The following is a 14,775-nucleotide window of genomic DNA, read 5'->3' on the forward strand; positions in this document are numbered from 1 at the left end:
GAAGGTGCATCGGCAAGTGTGGTGTTCGAGCCGATACCCATTGCGAGCAAACTGATCGTCTACCGCTCCGACGGCCTGCGTCCACAGCTTCGAGGTGTCATCTGGCTGCCTGGCAGGGAGATGACGCACTTCCGCCAGCGGCGCGATCGTGACACGCGAGCGCTATATACGGCATCATGTGGACGATTGTGCGAGTCGAAGTGATTTGTTCGCCCGTATCGAGAGCTCACAGACAGGGAGTGGTTGCATGTCCCGCGTGCGCCGTTTCGTTCGTATCACGGTCGTGGCGCTGGCTGTTGGCGCTGCCGCACTGATCGGCGTCAGCACGTCCTCGCCGGCGGATCCGCCGGCAGTTGCCACGGTGACGGCCTTCGACACTTCGTGGTCCTGAGCTCAGGAGCTGCGATGTCGTACACGGGGGAGTGCCGTCCGGAGTCCGGTAGCGCCGGCGCCTGACGGTCCGTCCGTGACAGTGGTCACACGAGATCGTCGGGCGCCGGCGGCGGGTCGATGCTGGTGCGAGCCAGCACGTAGCCGAGCTGGAAGAGCGACTCGACGTTGTGCTCCTCGCGCATCTCGGCGATGTGGCGGGCCAGGGTGCGCTCGCTGATGCCGAGCTTCCGGGCGATCACCCGGTGGTTCGTGCCCTTGAGCAGAAGGTCGATGATGGCCTGGCGGAGGCCGGAGACCACCTCCTGGGGGACGGCGTTCGAGCCGTCGAAGTCCAGGCCGCGGTTCCAGTTCCGTTCGAAGACCTCGTCGATGAGGTAGTTGACCACTGCCTCGTCATGGACGAAGGCCGCCACGTTGAGGTCCCCGGCGACCGGGATGACCGCCGTGCGACGGTCGATGACGATCAGCCGCGTGTAGGAGTCGTCCAGCGTGCGGACGCGTGCCCCCCCACTGGTGATCGCCGCGACGAACTCCCTGCTGGGCGCGTGGTAGCGGGTGCTCGGGTGGTAGAGCAGGCGGAGCTTCACGCCGCGGCGCAGCGCCTCCAGGTCGCGGTCGATGACGCCGGCGAGGGCGTCCGGCGGGCGGGGGCCGCCCGGCTGGGCGGTGAGGATCTCCGTCGCGCAGCCCGCCACGAGTTGTTCCAATTGCTGATTGATCAGAACTTTTCCGCGTACGTACTGGATGGTCCCGCCGACCTGTTCCGGCGTGTTGAACGCCTCGGCCAGTTCCTGCAGGTCCGACGGAAGGGCGATCGCCCGGGTCAGCAGGTCGAGCGCCCTGCGCTGCCACGCGGCGCTGAGCGACGCGGAGAGGCGCTGGGGATCGACGGCTATCAGGAGGGTGGCGTCGTCGGTGTCGGGCACGAGGAGCCCGATCTCCTGCAGTTCCTTCAGCGGGGCGGAGTCGGTCGCCGTGCCGTCCGAGGCCGGCAGCCGGCCGCCGCAGCCGATGATCGAGCGGTACAGCACGCGTGCCTCGTCGGAGAGCACGCCGGGGCCGCCGGAGGTGACGCCGGACTCGGCTGTCTCACTCATGTGCGGCTCCCGGGGAGGACTGGACTCGGCGTGACCCTGTGGTCGGCGGTGTCGTGCAGCCGCCGGTTGCGATTTTAGGCCGTGACAAGCACCCTGCGGCTGTTGTTTACACCCGGTCTCCCGGTGGATTCACCCCGCACTCTCTCACCAACGCCGAGCCGCCGGCACCCCCCTGTCGGAGGGAACCGGCGGCTGCGCGCGGCGGACGGTCGCGGTCGCGGCCGGTCAGCGCTTCGGACGCCAGACGACCAGGGCGCTCGACTGCTGCACCTGCTGGTAGGGAACGAGGTCGCGGCGGTAGGAGGCGTGCACGGCGGCCTCGCGCTGCTGGAGGGCGGAGGCGGCGCCGTCGAGGGCGTCGGCCAGCTCGGAGATCCGCGACTGGAGGGCGGCGACCTGGTTCTCCAGCTCGATGATCCGCTTGATGCCGGCGAGGTTGATGCCCTCGTCCTGGGAGAGCCGCTGCACCTCGCGGAGCTGCTGGATGTCCCGGGCGGAGTAGCGCCGGCCGCGGCCCGCGGTGCGGTCCGGGCAGACCAGGCCGAGCCGGTCGTACTGCCGCAGGGTCTGCGGGTGCAGGCCGGAGAGTTCGGCGGCGACCGAGATGACGTAGACGGGCGTGTCCTCGGTCAGGACGTAGTGCGGCGCCGGGGTGGTGCGGCCGGCGGACGGCCGGCGGCCGGGGCCGCCGGGGAGTCCTTCGCCGATGCCCGGGCCGATCGGGCTGTCAGGGGTCGTCGTCATCTGGTCACGCTCCCTCCGCCGCCTCGAAGAGGGCGGCTCGCGGGTCGTCGGAGGCGGTGGCCTCGCGGTACTGCTCCAGTGCGGTCAGCGCGTCGCCGCTGACGTGCTTGGGGACGACGACCTCGACGGTGACCAGGAGGTCGCCGCGGGTTCCGTCCTTGCGGGTGGCGCCCTTGCCCCGGGCCCTGAGGGTGAGGCCGTTGGCGCTGCCGGACGGCAGCTTCAGCCGCACCGCGGGGCCGTTGAGGGTCGGGACCTCGATGGTCCCGCCGAGGGCGGCTTCGGGGAAGGTCACCGGCACGGTCACGGTGAGGTTGTCGGCCTTGCGGCCGAACACCGGGTGGTCGTCGACGTGCACGCTGACGTAGAGGTCGCCCGGCTGGCCGCCGCGCTCGCCCTGGGCGCCCTTGCCCTTGAGGCGGATCCGCTGGCCGTCCTGGACGCCCGCGGGGATGCGCACCTGCATGGTGCGGGCGGACGAGGCGCGGCCGCTGCCGTGGCAGACGGTGCACGGGTCGTCGACGAGCATGCCGCGGCCCTTGCAGTCGCGGCAGGGCTCGGACAGCGCGAACGCGCCCTGGCCCCGGCTGACGGTGCCCGCGCCGACGCAGGTCGGGCAGACCCGCGGGGTCGTGCCGGCCTTGGCGCCGGTGCCCGCGCAGGTGCGGCACGGGGCCTGGCTGGTCATCCGCAGGGGCACGGTTGCGCCGTCGACGGCCTCGACGAAGGCCAGCGTCACCTCGGTCTCGACGTCGGCGCCGCGCCGCGGCTGGGCCTGCCGGCCGCCGCGGTTGAACAGCCCGCCGAAGACGTCGCCGAGGCCTCCGCCGCCGCCTCCGCCCCCGCCGCCGGACCCGGCGAAGAGGTCGCCGAAGTCGAAGTTGTAGTTGCCGCCGCCGTTCGGGCCGCCGGACCGGAAACCGCCGGTGCCGAAGAGGCTGCGGGCCTCGTCGTACTCCTTGCGGCGCTTCTCGTCCGAGAGCACGTCGTACGCCTCGGAGATGTCCTTGAACCGCTCCTCGGCCTTCGCGTCACCCTTGTTGGCGTCGGGGTGGAACTCGCGGGCGAGCTTGCGGTAGGTCTTCTTGATCTCTGCGGGTGTGGCGTCCTTGGGCACGCCGAGGACCTTGTAGTAGTCCTTCTCCACGTAGTCCTTGGTGCTCATGGCTGCCGCCACCTCCCGAAATGTGTTCAAACGGCGCTGCGGAGTCGTACCCGACGACGTCGGTGGTACGACTCCGCAGCGCACAGATTGTCAGCTGTCCGCCGCGCCGTCACCCTTGTCGGACTCCGCCTTGTCGGCGGCGTCCGGGGCGGACGTGGTCTGGGTGCCCGGCTGGGGCTCCGCGACGGCGACCATCGCCGGGCGGATGATCCGCTCGCCGATCCGGTAACCCGGCTGCAGGATCTGCACACAGGTGTCCTCGGTGACGTCCGAGGAGTAGCTGTGCATCAGCGCCTCGTGCAGGGTCGGGTCGAAGGGCTCGCCCTCCTTGCCGAACTGCTGCAGGCCCAGCTTGGCGACCACCGTCTCCAGGTTGTCGGAGACGGACTTGAAGCCGCCCGTCACCTCACCGTGGTCGCGGGCACGGCCGATGTCGTCCAGCACCGGGATCAGCGCCTCCAGGATGTTGGAGACGGCGATCTCACGGACCGTCAGACGGTCGCGCTCGACCCGCTTGCGGTAGTTCTGGTACTCCGCCTGCAGGCGCTGCAGGTCGGCGGTGCGCTCGCTCGCCTCACGCCTGGCGGCGGCGAGCTCGTCGGCGCCGGACCCGGCGACGGCTTCCTCGGCGGCCTTGAGGACGGCCTCCTCGGCGGCGGAGTCGTCGCCGGGCTTGCCGCCCTGCGGCTTCTCCGTCATGCGGCACCGCCCTTGGGCTTCTCGTCGTCGATGATCTCCGCGTCGACCACGTCGTCGTCCTTGGCACCCGCGCCCGCGTCGGCGCCCGCACCGGCCGCACCGGCGGCGTCGGCCTGCGCGTACAGCGCGGCGCCGAGCTTCTGGGCGGTGGTGGAGACCTTCTCGGTGGCCTCGCGGATCGTGGCGATGTCCTCGCCCTTCAGCGCTTCCTTGAGCTCGCCGATCGCGGTCTCGACCTCGGTCTTGACGTCGGCGGGGAGCTTGTCGGAGTTGTCCGCGATGAACTTCTCGGTCGAGTAGACGAGCTGCTCGCCCTGGTTGCGGGTCTCCACGGCCTCGCGGCGCTTGGTGTCCTCCTCCGCGTACTGCTCGGCCTCGCGGCGCATGCGGTCGACCTCGTCCTTCGGCAGCGAGGAGCCGCCGGTGACGGTCATCCGCTGCTCCTTGCCGGTGCCGAGGTCCTTCGCGCCGACGTGCATGATGCCGTTGGCGTCGATGTCGAAGGTGACCTCGATCTGCGGCAGGCCGCGGGGGGCCGGCGGGAGGCCGGTCAGCTCGAACATGCCGAGCTTCTTGTTGTACGCCGCGATCTCGCGCTCGCCCTGGTAGACCTGGATCTGCACGGACGGCTGGTTGTCCTCGGCCGTCGTGAAGATCTCGGAGCGCTTGGTCGGGATCGTGGTGTTGCGCTCGATCAGCTTGGTCATGATGCCGCCCTTGGTCTCGATGCCGAGGGACAGCGGGGTGACGTCGAGCAGCAGGACGTCCTTGACCTCGCCCTTGAGGACACCGGCCTGCAGGGCGGCGCCGATGGCGACGACCTCGTCCGGGTTCACGCCCTTGTTGGCGTCCTGGCCGCCGGTCAGCTCCTTGACGAGCTCGGCGACGGCCGGCATGCGGGTGGAGCCGCCGACCAGGACCACGTGGTCGATCTCGGACAGCGCGATGCCGGCGTCCTTGATGACGTTGTGGAACGGGTGCTTGCAGCGGTCCAGGAGGTCAGCGGTGAGCTGCTGGAACTGGGCGCGGGAGAGCTTCTCGTCCAGGTGCAGCGGGCCCTCGGCGGAGGCCGTGATGTAGGGCAGGTTGATCGAGGTCTCGGAGGACGAGGACAGCTCGATCTTGGCCTTCTCGGAGGCCTCGCGGAGGCGCTGGAGGGCCATCTTGTCCTTGGAGAGGTCGACTCCGTGACCGGAGTGGAAGACCTTCACCAGGTGGTCGACGACGCGCTGGTCCCAGTCGTCGCCGCCGAGGTGGTTGTCGCCGTTGGTCGCCTTCACCTCGACGACGCCGTCGCCGATCTCCAGCAGGGAGACGTCGAAGGTGCCACCGCCGAGGTCGAAGACCAGGATGGTCTGGTCGTCCTTGTCGAGGCCGTAGGCCAGGGCGGCGGCGGTCGGCTCGTTGACGATGCGCAGGACGTTGAGGCCCGCGATCTCACCGGCCTCCTTGGTCGCCTGGCGCTCGGAGTCGTTGAAGTACGCCGGGACGGTGATGACGGCGTCGGTGACCGTCTCGCCCAGGTACGACTCGGCGTCCCGCTTGAGCTTCTGCAGGATGAAGGCGGAGATCTGCTGGGGGTTGAAGTCCTTCCCGTCCAGGTTGATCTTCCAGTCGGTGCCCATGTGGCGCTTGACCGACCGGATGGTCCTGTCGACGTTCGTGACCGCCTGGCGCTTGGCGACCTCGCCCACCAGGACCTCGCCGTTCTTGGCGAAAGCGACGACGGACGGCGTGGTCCGAGCGCCCTCGGCGTTGGTGATGACCGTGGGCTCACCGCCCTCAAGAACACTGACGACAGAGTTCGTCGTACCGAGGTCGATGCCGACCGCGCGTGCCATCGTAAATACCTCCACGAAGAGTTGAGTGGTACGCGCTCAAGCATGCACGACCGATCGTGGACCGTCAACAGGCCTGAGCCGGTGGCGCTCAACTTTGCTGCGCGGAAGATGCTCCGTCCGGGTGGGAGTGCCGTGCGGCGTGCGGCGCCGTCCGGCGGGTGAGTATGTCCTTAGTGACAGTCGCCATATCTTGAGCATCTTCTGATGGAGTGCTACGGGACGGTAATGTCCGGGCGTTGGGGCGAAAAGTTACCGACCAGTACACTCAGGGGGAACCCCTTGACCCAGCCGCTGGAGACGGAGAGCCGATGCAGCTAGCAGCGATCGTCATCTCGCTGGTCACCACTGTGATCGGCACCGCGCTCGCCGCACGCGCGGCCGCGTACATCTACAAGGTGGTGAGGACCGGCCAGCCGGACCCCACCCGTACCGGACAGCCCGTGCAGCGGGTGAAGACGGTCGCGGTCGAGTTCCTCGGCCACACCCGGATGAACCGCTGGGGCGTCGTCGGCGTCGCCCACTGGTTCGTCGCGGTCGGTTTCTTCTCGCTCGTGCTGACCCTGGTCAACGCCTTCGGCCAGCTCTTCGACGCCGAGTGGGTGCTGCCGGTCATCGGCCACTGGCTGCCGTTCGAGGTCTTCACCGAGCTCATCGGCACCCTGACCACCCTCGGCATCGCCGCCCTCATCGTGATCCGGCTGCTGAGCCTGCCGTCCCGCGCCGGCCGCAAGTCCCGCTTCGCCGGCTCGATCGCCTGGCAGGCCTTCTACGTCGAGTACACGATCCTCGGCATCGGCCTCTGCATCATGATCCTCCGCGGCCTGGAGGGCGCGCTCGCCGGCGTCGAGTCGTACGACCCGGCCTACCTGATCTCCTACCCGCTGGTCGCGGCCTTCCGGGGCCTGTCGCACGGCACGCTGGAGAACCTCGTCTACCTCTTCGCGATGCTGAAGATCTGCATCTCCTTCGCGTGGGCGATCACCATCGGCGTCAACCCCTCGATGGGCGTCGCCTGGCACCGGTTCCTCGCGTTCTTCAACATCTACTTCAAGCGCGAGGACGACGGCGGCACCGCCCTCGGCGCCCTCCGCCCGATGACGAGCGGCGGCACGCCGATCGACTTCGAGGACCCGGCCGACGACGCCGTCTTCGGCGCCTCCCAGGTCGAGCACTTCTCCTGGAAGGGCATCCTCGACTTCTCCACCTGCACCGAGTGCGGCCGCTGCCAGTCGCAGTGCCCCGCGTGGAACACCGGCAAGCCGCTCTCCCCGAAGCTCCTCGTCATGAGCCTCCGCGAGCACGCCTTCGCCAAGGCCCCCTACCTCCTCGCCGGCGGCGGCAAGGACATGGAGGGCGAGGAGCGGGCCACCGCCGAGCAGCTCGCCGGCGTGCCCGCCGCGGCCCTCGCCGAGGCCGAGCGCCCGCTCGTCGGCACCGCCGAGGAGGGCGGTGTCATCGACCCCGACGTCCTCTGGTCCTGCACCACCTGCGGCGCCTGCGTCGAGCAGTGCCCGGTCGACATCGAGCACATCGACCACATCGTCGACATGCGCCGCTACCAGGTCATGATCGAGAGCTCCTTCCCGACCGAGGCCGGGACGATGCTCAAGAACCTGGAGAACAAGGGCAACCCGTGGGGCATGGCCACCAAGGCCCGCCTCGACTGGGTCAAGGAGCTCAAGAAGGAGACCGGCATCGAGGTGCCGGTGATCGGCGAGGACATCGACCCCGCCGAGGTCGAGTACCTCTACTGGGTCGGCTGCGCCGGCGCGCTGGAGGACCGGGCCAAGAAGACCACCAAGGCCTTCGCCGAACTCCTGCACACCGCGGGCGTGGCGTTCGCGATCCTCGGCAAGGAGGAGTCCTGCACCGGTGACTCCGCCCGCCGCCTGGGCAACGAGTTCCTCTTCCAGATGCTCGGCGCGCAGAACGTCGAGACGCTGAACGCCGCGCTGGAGGACGCCCCGGTCAAGCGGATCGTCGCCACCTGCCCGCACTGCTTCAACACCATCGCCAACGAGTACCCCCAGCTGGGCGGCCACTTCGAGGTCATCCACCACACCCAGCTGCTGCAGCACCTCATCGACGAGGGCAAGCTCGTCCCGGTCAACCCGGTCGAGGGCCTGATCACCTACCACGACCCCTGCTACCTGGGCCGCCACAACAAGGTCTACAGCCCGCCGCGCGAGATCATGGACAAGGTCCCGGGCCTCCGCCAGCAGGAGATGCACCGCCACAAGGAGCGCGGCTTCTGCTGCGGCGCCGGCGGCGCGCGGATGTGGATGGAGGAGCGGATCGGCAAGCGCATCAACACCGAGCGCGTGGACGAGGCGCTGTCCCTCAACCCGGACATCGTCTCCACCGCCTGCCCGTTCTGCCTCGTCATGCTCTCCGACTCGGTCAACGGCAAGAAGAACGAGGGCGCGGCCAAGGAACACCTGAAGGTCGTCGACGTGGCGCAGCTGCTGCTCGACTCCGTCAAGGCCCAGCCGGTCGAGCCCGAACCCGATCCGGAGCCCGTCGACGCCTGACGGCCCGCCCGCAGGCCCCACCGGCCCCGTACGCCCCCGCGGCGCACGGGGCCGGTGCCGTCCGAGCGGTGGCGGAACCGGGCGGTGGCGGCACCGGGCGGGGCGAAGGCGGTGCCGGGGACCGCGGCGCCCGGACCTGGCCGGGCCCGCGCACGGAGCGCCGCGCGCCGGTGGAGGAGACAACCGGGGAGCCTCGGGAACGAGGGCCCCCGGGAGCAAATACAGTAGGCGCTGGACGCGCGGTCTGCGGGTCTGCTGGCGGAGGGCCGGAGGGGCCCGGAGCCAGCCACGCCGTCGAACACGGCACCGGTCGCCGATGACGAAGACCGGGCCTGTACCGGAACTAGGGGAGAAGCTCACACCATGACCGAAGCGATCATGCTGGTCGGTGGCAAGGGCACCCGGCTGCGCCCGCTGACCACCCACACGCCGAAGCCGATGCTGCCCGTCGCCGGGGTGCCCTTCATCGCGCACCAGCTGGCCCGCGCCGCCGCGGCCGGCGTCACCCGGGTCGTGCTCGCCACCTCCTACCTCGCCGAGGTCTTCGAGGACCACTTCCAGGACGGCAGCCCCTACGGCATCGAGCTCGTCTACTTCACCGAGAAGGAGCCGCTCGGCACCGGCGGCGCCATCCGCAACGCCGCCGCGGGCCTCACCTGCGGCCCCGACGAGCCGGTGCTCGTCTTCAACGGCGACATCCTCTCCGGCCTCGACATCGCGGCGCTGCGGGACGGCCACGTCGCCGCGGGCGCCGACGTCACCCTGCACCTGACCCGCGTCGAGGACCCGCGCGCGTTCGGCCTGGTGCCGACCGACGCCGACGGCCGGGTGCTGGAGTTCCTGGAGAAGCCCGAGACGCCCGAGCAGATCGTCACCGACCAGGTGAACGCCGGCTGCTACGTCTTCACCCGTTCGGTGATCGACCGCATCCCGGCGGGCCGCGAGGTCTCCGTCGAGCGCGAGACCTTCCCGGAGCTGCTCTCCACCGGGGCGCACCTCCGCGGGGTCGTCGACACCTCGTACTGGCTGGACCTCGGCACGCCCGCCGCGTTCGTCCGCGGCTCCGCCGACCTCGTCCTCGGCAAGGTCGACTCCCCGGCCGTCCCCGGCCCGACCGGTGAGGCGCTGCTCCTGCCCGGGGCCCAGGTCGACCCGGGAGCGGTGCTCGGCAACGGCACCGTCGTCTCCGAGGGCGCCGAGATCGAGGCCGGCGCGATCGTCGAGGGCAGCGTCGTCCTGCCCGGCGCGGTGATCGGTGCCGACGCGTTCGTGAAGGACTCCATCGTCGGCGCCTACGCCGTCATCGGCGCCCGCACCTCGCTGGACGGCGCCGTCATCGGCGACGGCGCCACCGTCGAGTCCGACAACGAGCTGCCGAGCGGCCTGCGCATCGCCTGCGGCACCCTGCTGCCGGTCGGCGCCGTCCGCACCACCGCAGGCCCCGGCGGCTGCCCGGCCGGCGAGTCCGCGGCCGCCGCCGTGCACGGGCCGGCCATCGGCGCCCAGCGCTGACCCCCGGGCCGCCTGCCGGACTCCCGGCAGGCGGCCCGGTCGTCACAGGACGGCTGCAATCCGGCGCCCGCCCCGCGCTCGGCCGACGGCCGGTCAGCCCGAGCAGGTACCGTCGAGACGTGGCTGGCAATCGATACGACAACGGGCAGGGCGCAGATCCCCGACGGGGATGGTCCGCGCCCGCGGACCCGTCGCCGCGGCAGCAGTCCGGCGGTGGGCCCACCGGGGAGCCCGAGTACTTCACGGCGCCCTACCAGGGATACCCCGGACCGAACACCCCGCAAGGACCCGACGGACCGCCCCCCGGGGCCGGCGCGCCGTACCCGGGCGGGCCGCTGCACCCCGGCGGCCCCGCGGACGGCTACGGCGCCGACCAGCAGGGCTACACCCGGGCCTTCCCCGTCGCCGGCGACCACGGCTACCAGGACGAGCCGTACGCGGCCACCCAGGACAACGTCGGCGTCTACCGGGCCGGCGGGCAGGTCGCCCCGCGCATCGCCGGGCCCCGGCCCGGCTGGAAGGAACTGCTCGTCGGCATCTACCGCGAGCCGGCCCGCACCTTCGACCGCATGCGCGACCACCAGGCGTGGCTCCCGGCCCTGGTCGTGTCCCTGGTCTACGGCGTGCTCGCGGTGTTCGGCATGGGCTCCACCCGCGACGACATCGTCAACTCCACCTTCTCGGTCGCCGCGTGGGCGCTCGTCGCCGCCGCGATCGGGTTCGCGCTCGCCGGGGCGATGCTCGGCGGGGTCACGTACGCCCTCGCCCGGCAGCTCGGCGGGGACGGCCCGTGGCAGTCGACCGTCGGCCTGGCGGTGCTGATCGGCTGGACGAGCGACGTGCCGCGCCTGCTCCTGGCGCTCTTCCTGCCCGGCGACAACGTGGTCGTGCAGGTGGTCGGCTGGGCGACCTGGCTGGTCTGCGCCGTGCTGCTGACCACGATGGTCCGCCGGGTGCACGACCTGCCCTGGGGCAAGGCGGCCGGGGCCTCCGCGCTGCAGCTGCTCGCGCTGCTCGTCCTGATCAAGCTGCCGACGCTCAGCTGACGCCGCACCGCGGCCGCCGGGCCGGGCGGGAACGGAACCCGGCCCGGCCGGGCGCCGCGGACCGCAGGGGGCCCGGGCTGCGGCGATAGGGTGGACGGTCCGTCCTCCTCCCTCCCACGCCGCTGCCCGGAGCACCCTCATGACCCTCCCCACCACCCACGTCACCTTCCCGTCCGGCGCGGTGAGCGGCGACTCCCCGGTGCTCGCCGTGCACCCGCTGGACGGCGGCCGGTACGCCGTCGTCACCGCGTCGACGCCCTTCCACCCGCTCGACCATACCTGGCCCGACCAGCCCGCCGACCTCGGCACGCTCACCGTCGGCGGTGTCGTGCACCCCGTGGTCGACTGCCTGACCGGCGCCGTCGGGCCCGACGGCGGAGGCCTGCTGGTCGGCGCCGACATCCCGGTGCGCCGCGGCGACGAGGCGTGGTCCTGGCTGGTGCTGCACGTCGTCGAGGACGAGCCCGCCGACGCCGTCGGCAGCACCGCCGGGCTGCAGGTCGACGCCGGACGCCGCGCCCTGCTCTCCGCCGCGCACAGCGGCTGCCACCTGCTCGCCCTCGCCCTCAACGCCGCGCTCGCCCCGCGCTGGCGCAAGGACCCGGGCCGCAGCGACGCCTTCGGCAACCCCGACTTCGACAGCCTCGCCATGGCGTCCTCGGTGATGGACACCGAGGCCAGCACCGACACCTACCGGCTCGGCAAGTCGCTCCGGAAGAAGGGCTTCACCACCGAGGCCGGCGACGGTTTCGCCGCCCTCGCGGACGACCTGCAGGCCGTCACGGAGGCGGTCGACGAGCAGCTCGCCGCCTGGGTCGCGGCCGACGCGGCCGTCCGGATCGACGTGCCGGGGCCCGAGCTGACCGCCCGCCGGCGCTGGCAGTGCGAGCTGCCCGCCGGCCGCGCCGAGATCTTCTGCGGCGGCACCCACCTGCACCACCTCGGGGAGCTCTCCGAGCTGCGCACCGAGCTGCGCCTCTCCGCCGACGGCAGCGAGCTGGTGGCCGTCACCCGGCCGAAGCGGGCCTGAACTCACCGAAACGGCGAGAAGTTCCGGTATTTGTCCGGATTCGGCGTTGCAGATCCATAACGCAGTGCGGTATTGCGGCATTTGATCGAATTGTGCAGGGCGGTTCGTCCGTGCCCGTCGGTAGCGTTCGGCTGCAATCCACACGAAGCAGACCGATCACCGCCGAGGACCACCATGACTTCCCCGCAGCCGCCCTACGGCCAGCCCACCGCCGACCCGTCGGCTCAGGGGGCCTCCGGCCCCGCCGAGGCCTACGGTCAGCCCGCCCCCGGCCAGCCCGCCCCCGGCTACGCCTCGCCCGGCCAGATGCCCGGCGGGTACGCCCAGGCCGTCCCGCCGGCCGCACCGAAGAAGGGCAAGGCGAAGAAGATCATCGCCGGTGTGATCACGTTCGTGGTCATCGTCGGCGTGAAGGTCGTCGTCAGCGACCTCCTCTCGGACGACCCGGTGCACGCCAAGCCCGGCCAGTGCGTGAAGGTCAGCGGCAGCGACAACAACCCGGACGTCAAGACCCTCGACTGCAGCGACGCCGCCGCCAACTACAAGGTGCTGTCGGTCGTCGACAACAGCTTCGACCCCCAGGTCTGCGAGTCCGTCGAGGGCTACACCGCGGGCCTCGCCCAGCAGCTGGGCAGCGAGAAGTTCGTGCTCTGCCTGACGGACACCAAGTAACGCACCCGCACGACAGCGGGCCGCCGATCACCGATCGGCGGCCCGCTGTCGCATGCGCGGGGTGGAGAACCCGGTCAGACGTCCGTCCGGTGGAAGTTCAGGTACGACCGCGACGGCGTCGGGCCGCGCTGGCCCTGGTAGCGCGAGCCGTACCGCGCCGAACCGTACGGGTGCTCGGACGGCGACGACAGGCGGAACAGGCAGAGCTGCCCGATCTTCATGCCCGGGTAGAGCTTGATCGGCAGGGTGGCGACGTTCGACAGCTCCAGCGTGACGTGACCGCTGAAGCCCGGGTCGATGAAGCCCGCCGTGGAGTGCGTGAGCAGGCCCAGCCGGCCCAGGCTCGACTTGCCCTCCAGTCGCGAGGCCACGTCGTCGGGCAGCGTGATCACCTCGTACGTCGAGGCCAGCACGAACTCGCCCGGGTGCAGGATGAACGCCTCGTCCCCGTCCGGCTCGACGAGCCTGGTCAGGTCGGGCTGCTCCTCGCGCGGGTCGATGTGCGGGTACCGGTGGTTCTCGAACACCCGGAAGAAGCGGTCGAGCCGGACGTCGATGCTGGACGGCTGGACCATCCCAGGCTCGAACGGGTCGACGACGACCCGGCCCTTGTCGATTTCGGTCCGGATGTCCTTGTCAGAGAGCAGCACGCAGTCGAGGTTACGGGCAACGAAGGGCCCCGGACGAATCAGGATCCGCCCGCCCGGGGCCCGCCGCCGCTGCCCGACCGCCCTCAGGCGAGGAACTCCACGGCCTCCAGCCGCATCGCGCGCGCCAGTTGCGCTCCCGACAGCTCGCTCACGTCCGCCGGCACCGAACTCCGCAGCCGTCCGCACTGCGGACACCTGATGAGCCGGCCCGGCCCCAGCCGCGCAGGCCCGAGATTCTGCATCGGGAACGTGGTGGTGCTGAACAGGTGCCCCTCGGCACAACGAACGACGGTGCGCTGCTCCATCGATCCCCTTCCCATACTTCCCCGTGTTCCCCGTCCGCCTCGCGCCGCGGCGCGGCCGTCGGCCTGGGCCCTGGTCCGCGCCGCGAGCGCAGCGTCACATTAGGGGATGTTCCGGACATTCCGCGGAGCGGCTCGCCGCCGCCCGCCACGGGAACGGCCCACACAGTACGCCCCCCGGCCACCCGCCCGCACGGCCCCGCGGCGCGTCCGCGGGGGACGCCGTGCCGCTCGCCGGATGGGGTACAGTGGTGATCGATCGAGCGGTCGCTGACGGCTCGTCAGATGCGGGCGTAGTTTAATGGTAGAACATGAGCTTCCCAAGCTTATAGCGCGAGTTCGATTCTCGTCGCCCGCTCCAGCAGTGAAGGCCCGGCTCAGGGACATGATCCCCGAGCCGGGCCTTTTGCTGTGCCCTGGTCTCCGGACGGGGTCGAACTGCCGGGCCGGGCGGGGCGGATGGGGGACGTGGGTGGCCCGTCCTAGGCTGCGCGGCGCTCCGCCGTGCGGGTGTCTGCGCGTGGCAGCAGGGCCGCGGCGAGGGCGGCGCGGTGCGGCAGGGGCACGCCGACGGCGGTGAGGGCGCTCGCGACGGTGACGGCGGCGTCCGAGGGCAGGACGGCGCGGCGCAGGGCGGGCAGCAGGAGGAGCAGACGGGCGTGCCGGCCGGTGATGCCGTGGCCGTCCCCGGGCCTCCGGGCCGCGGTGGTGAGGGCCTGCCAGGTCAGGCCGGGGCCGTCGGAGGCGTCCCCCGTCCGGGCGAGCCGGCTCGGGTGCCGCCGGCCGGGCCGGCTCAGCAGGATGTCGGTGCCGGTGCGGGCGGTGGCGTTGCGGTGGACGACCAGGATGGTGCAGCCGTGCGGCAGGGGGAGGCGCAGCACGGGCCAGGCGGCCGGGTCGGTGAGCGCGGCCAGCGCAGCCTCCGTGTCCGCGTCCGCGTCGTCGAGGCCGTGGTCGGGGCCGGGTCCGCCGTCCGGTGCGAGCCGCCGCAGGTGGGCGGTCCAGAAGCCGGGGCGCGCCGGCAGGTCGTCGCCCGGGGTGAGGGGGGCGTCCTCGTATCCAGGGATCAGCACGTGGGCATGGTGCCACCGGG

General features: G+C 71.4%; 12 protein-coding genes, 1 tRNA gene and 1 pseudogene. 6 read left to right on the top strand and 8 right to left on the bottom strand.

Annotation, left to right across the window (positions count from 1 at the left end; genetic code table 11):
• Positions 1-476 precede the first annotated feature (476 nt).
• The 5 genes from SNE206_RS08825 to dnaK form a co-directional block, all read right to left on the bottom strand.
• Entirely contained in the window at positions 477-1,490 is a 1,014-nt protein-coding gene (locus tag SNE206_RS08825; protein ID WP_407912821.1) for a helix-turn-helix domain-containing protein, read from the bottom strand.
• A gap of 225 nt (positions 1,491-1,715) precedes the next feature.
• Positions 1,716-2,234, bottom strand: coding sequence for a heat shock protein transcriptional repressor HspR (locus SNE206_RS08830; RefSeq protein ID WP_407912822.1), 519 nt, complete (start codon positions 2,232-2,234; stop codon positions 1,716-1,718).
• 4 nt (positions 2,235-2,238) lie between these two features.
• Positions 2,239-3,399, bottom strand: a complete 1,161-nt coding sequence (gene dnaJ, locus SNE206_RS08835; RefSeq protein WP_407912823.1) for a molecular chaperone DnaJ — start codon at positions 3,397-3,399, stop codon at positions 2,239-2,241.
• A 90-nt stretch (positions 3,400-3,489) separates the two neighbouring features.
• On the bottom strand, positions 3,490-4,098 hold the full coding sequence (gene grpE, locus SNE206_RS08840; RefSeq protein WP_407912824.1) for a nucleotide exchange factor GrpE: 609 nt from the start codon (positions 4,096-4,098) through the stop codon (positions 3,490-3,492).
• Positions 4,095-5,939, bottom strand: coding sequence for a molecular chaperone DnaK (gene dnaK, locus SNE206_RS08845; RefSeq protein ID WP_407912825.1), 1,845 nt, complete (start codon positions 5,937-5,939; stop codon positions 4,095-4,097). The genes grpE and dnaK overlap by 4 nt, the downstream gene beginning before the upstream one ends.
• Before the next feature lie 308 nt (positions 5,940-6,247).
• Here dnaK and SNE206_RS08850 point away from each other — a divergent pair, with 308 nt between their 5' ends.
• The 5 genes and pseudogenes from SNE206_RS08850 to SNE206_RS08870 all read left to right on the top strand — a co-directional run bounded on the left by SNE206_RS08850 (position 6,248) and on the right by SNE206_RS08870 (position 12,730).
• Entirely contained in the window at positions 6,248-8,470 is a 2,223-nt protein-coding gene (locus SNE206_RS08850; RefSeq protein ID WP_407912826.1) for a (Fe-S)-binding protein, read from the top strand.
• Between the two features lie 363 nt (positions 8,471-8,833).
• Positions 8,834-9,898: pseudogene (locus SNE206_RS08855) on the top strand (sugar phosphate nucleotidyltransferase); the annotation flags it as partial.
• A gap of 203 nt (positions 9,899-10,101) precedes the next feature.
• Positions 10,102-11,028: a Yip1 family protein gene (locus tag SNE206_RS08860; protein ID WP_407912827.1), complete on the top strand. Its 927-nt coding sequence runs from the start codon at positions 10,102-10,104 to the stop codon at positions 11,026-11,028.
• A 139-nt stretch (positions 11,029-11,167) separates the two neighbouring features.
• On the top strand, positions 11,168-12,058 hold the full coding sequence (locus SNE206_RS08865) for a metal-dependent hydrolase (protein WP_407912828.1): 891 nt from the start codon (positions 11,168-11,170) through the stop codon (positions 12,056-12,058).
• Positions 12,059-12,232: 174 nt separating this feature from the next.
• The gene (locus tag SNE206_RS08870) at positions 12,233-12,730 is read left to right on the top strand and encodes a hypothetical protein (RefSeq protein WP_407912829.1); all 498 of its coding nucleotides are present in this window, start codon (positions 12,233-12,235) and stop codon (positions 12,728-12,730) included.
• 74 nt (positions 12,731-12,804) lie between these two features.
• Here the strand turns inward: SNE206_RS08870 and dcd are convergent, their stop codons facing one another.
• Together dcd and SNE206_RS08880 are read right to left on the bottom strand one after the other, a co-directional pair.
• The gene (gene dcd / locus SNE206_RS08875; RefSeq protein WP_407912830.1) at positions 12,805-13,380 is read right to left on the bottom strand and encodes a dCTP deaminase; all 576 of its coding nucleotides are present in this window, start codon (positions 13,378-13,380) and stop codon (positions 12,805-12,807) included.
• An 83-nt stretch (positions 13,381-13,463) separates the two neighbouring features.
• Positions 13,464-13,700: a hypothetical protein gene (locus SNE206_RS08880; protein ID WP_405012439.1), complete on the bottom strand. Its 237-nt coding sequence runs from the start codon at positions 13,698-13,700 to the stop codon at positions 13,464-13,466.
• 269 nt (positions 13,701-13,969) lie between these two features.
• Here SNE206_RS08880 and SNE206_RS08885 point away from each other — a divergent pair.
• Positions 13,970-14,043, top strand: a tRNA-Gly gene (locus SNE206_RS08885).
• Between the two features lie 121 nt (positions 14,044-14,164).
• Here the strand turns inward: SNE206_RS08885 and SNE206_RS08890 are convergent.
• Positions 14,165-14,755 carry a hypothetical protein gene (locus SNE206_RS08890; RefSeq protein WP_407912831.1) on the bottom strand — a complete coding sequence of 197 codons (591 nt, stop codon included), beginning with the start codon at positions 14,753-14,755 and terminating at the stop codon, positions 14,165-14,167.
• Between the last annotated feature and the right edge of the window lie 20 nt (positions 14,756-14,775).

The organism is Kitasatospora sp. NE20-6 (assembly GCF_045862635.1).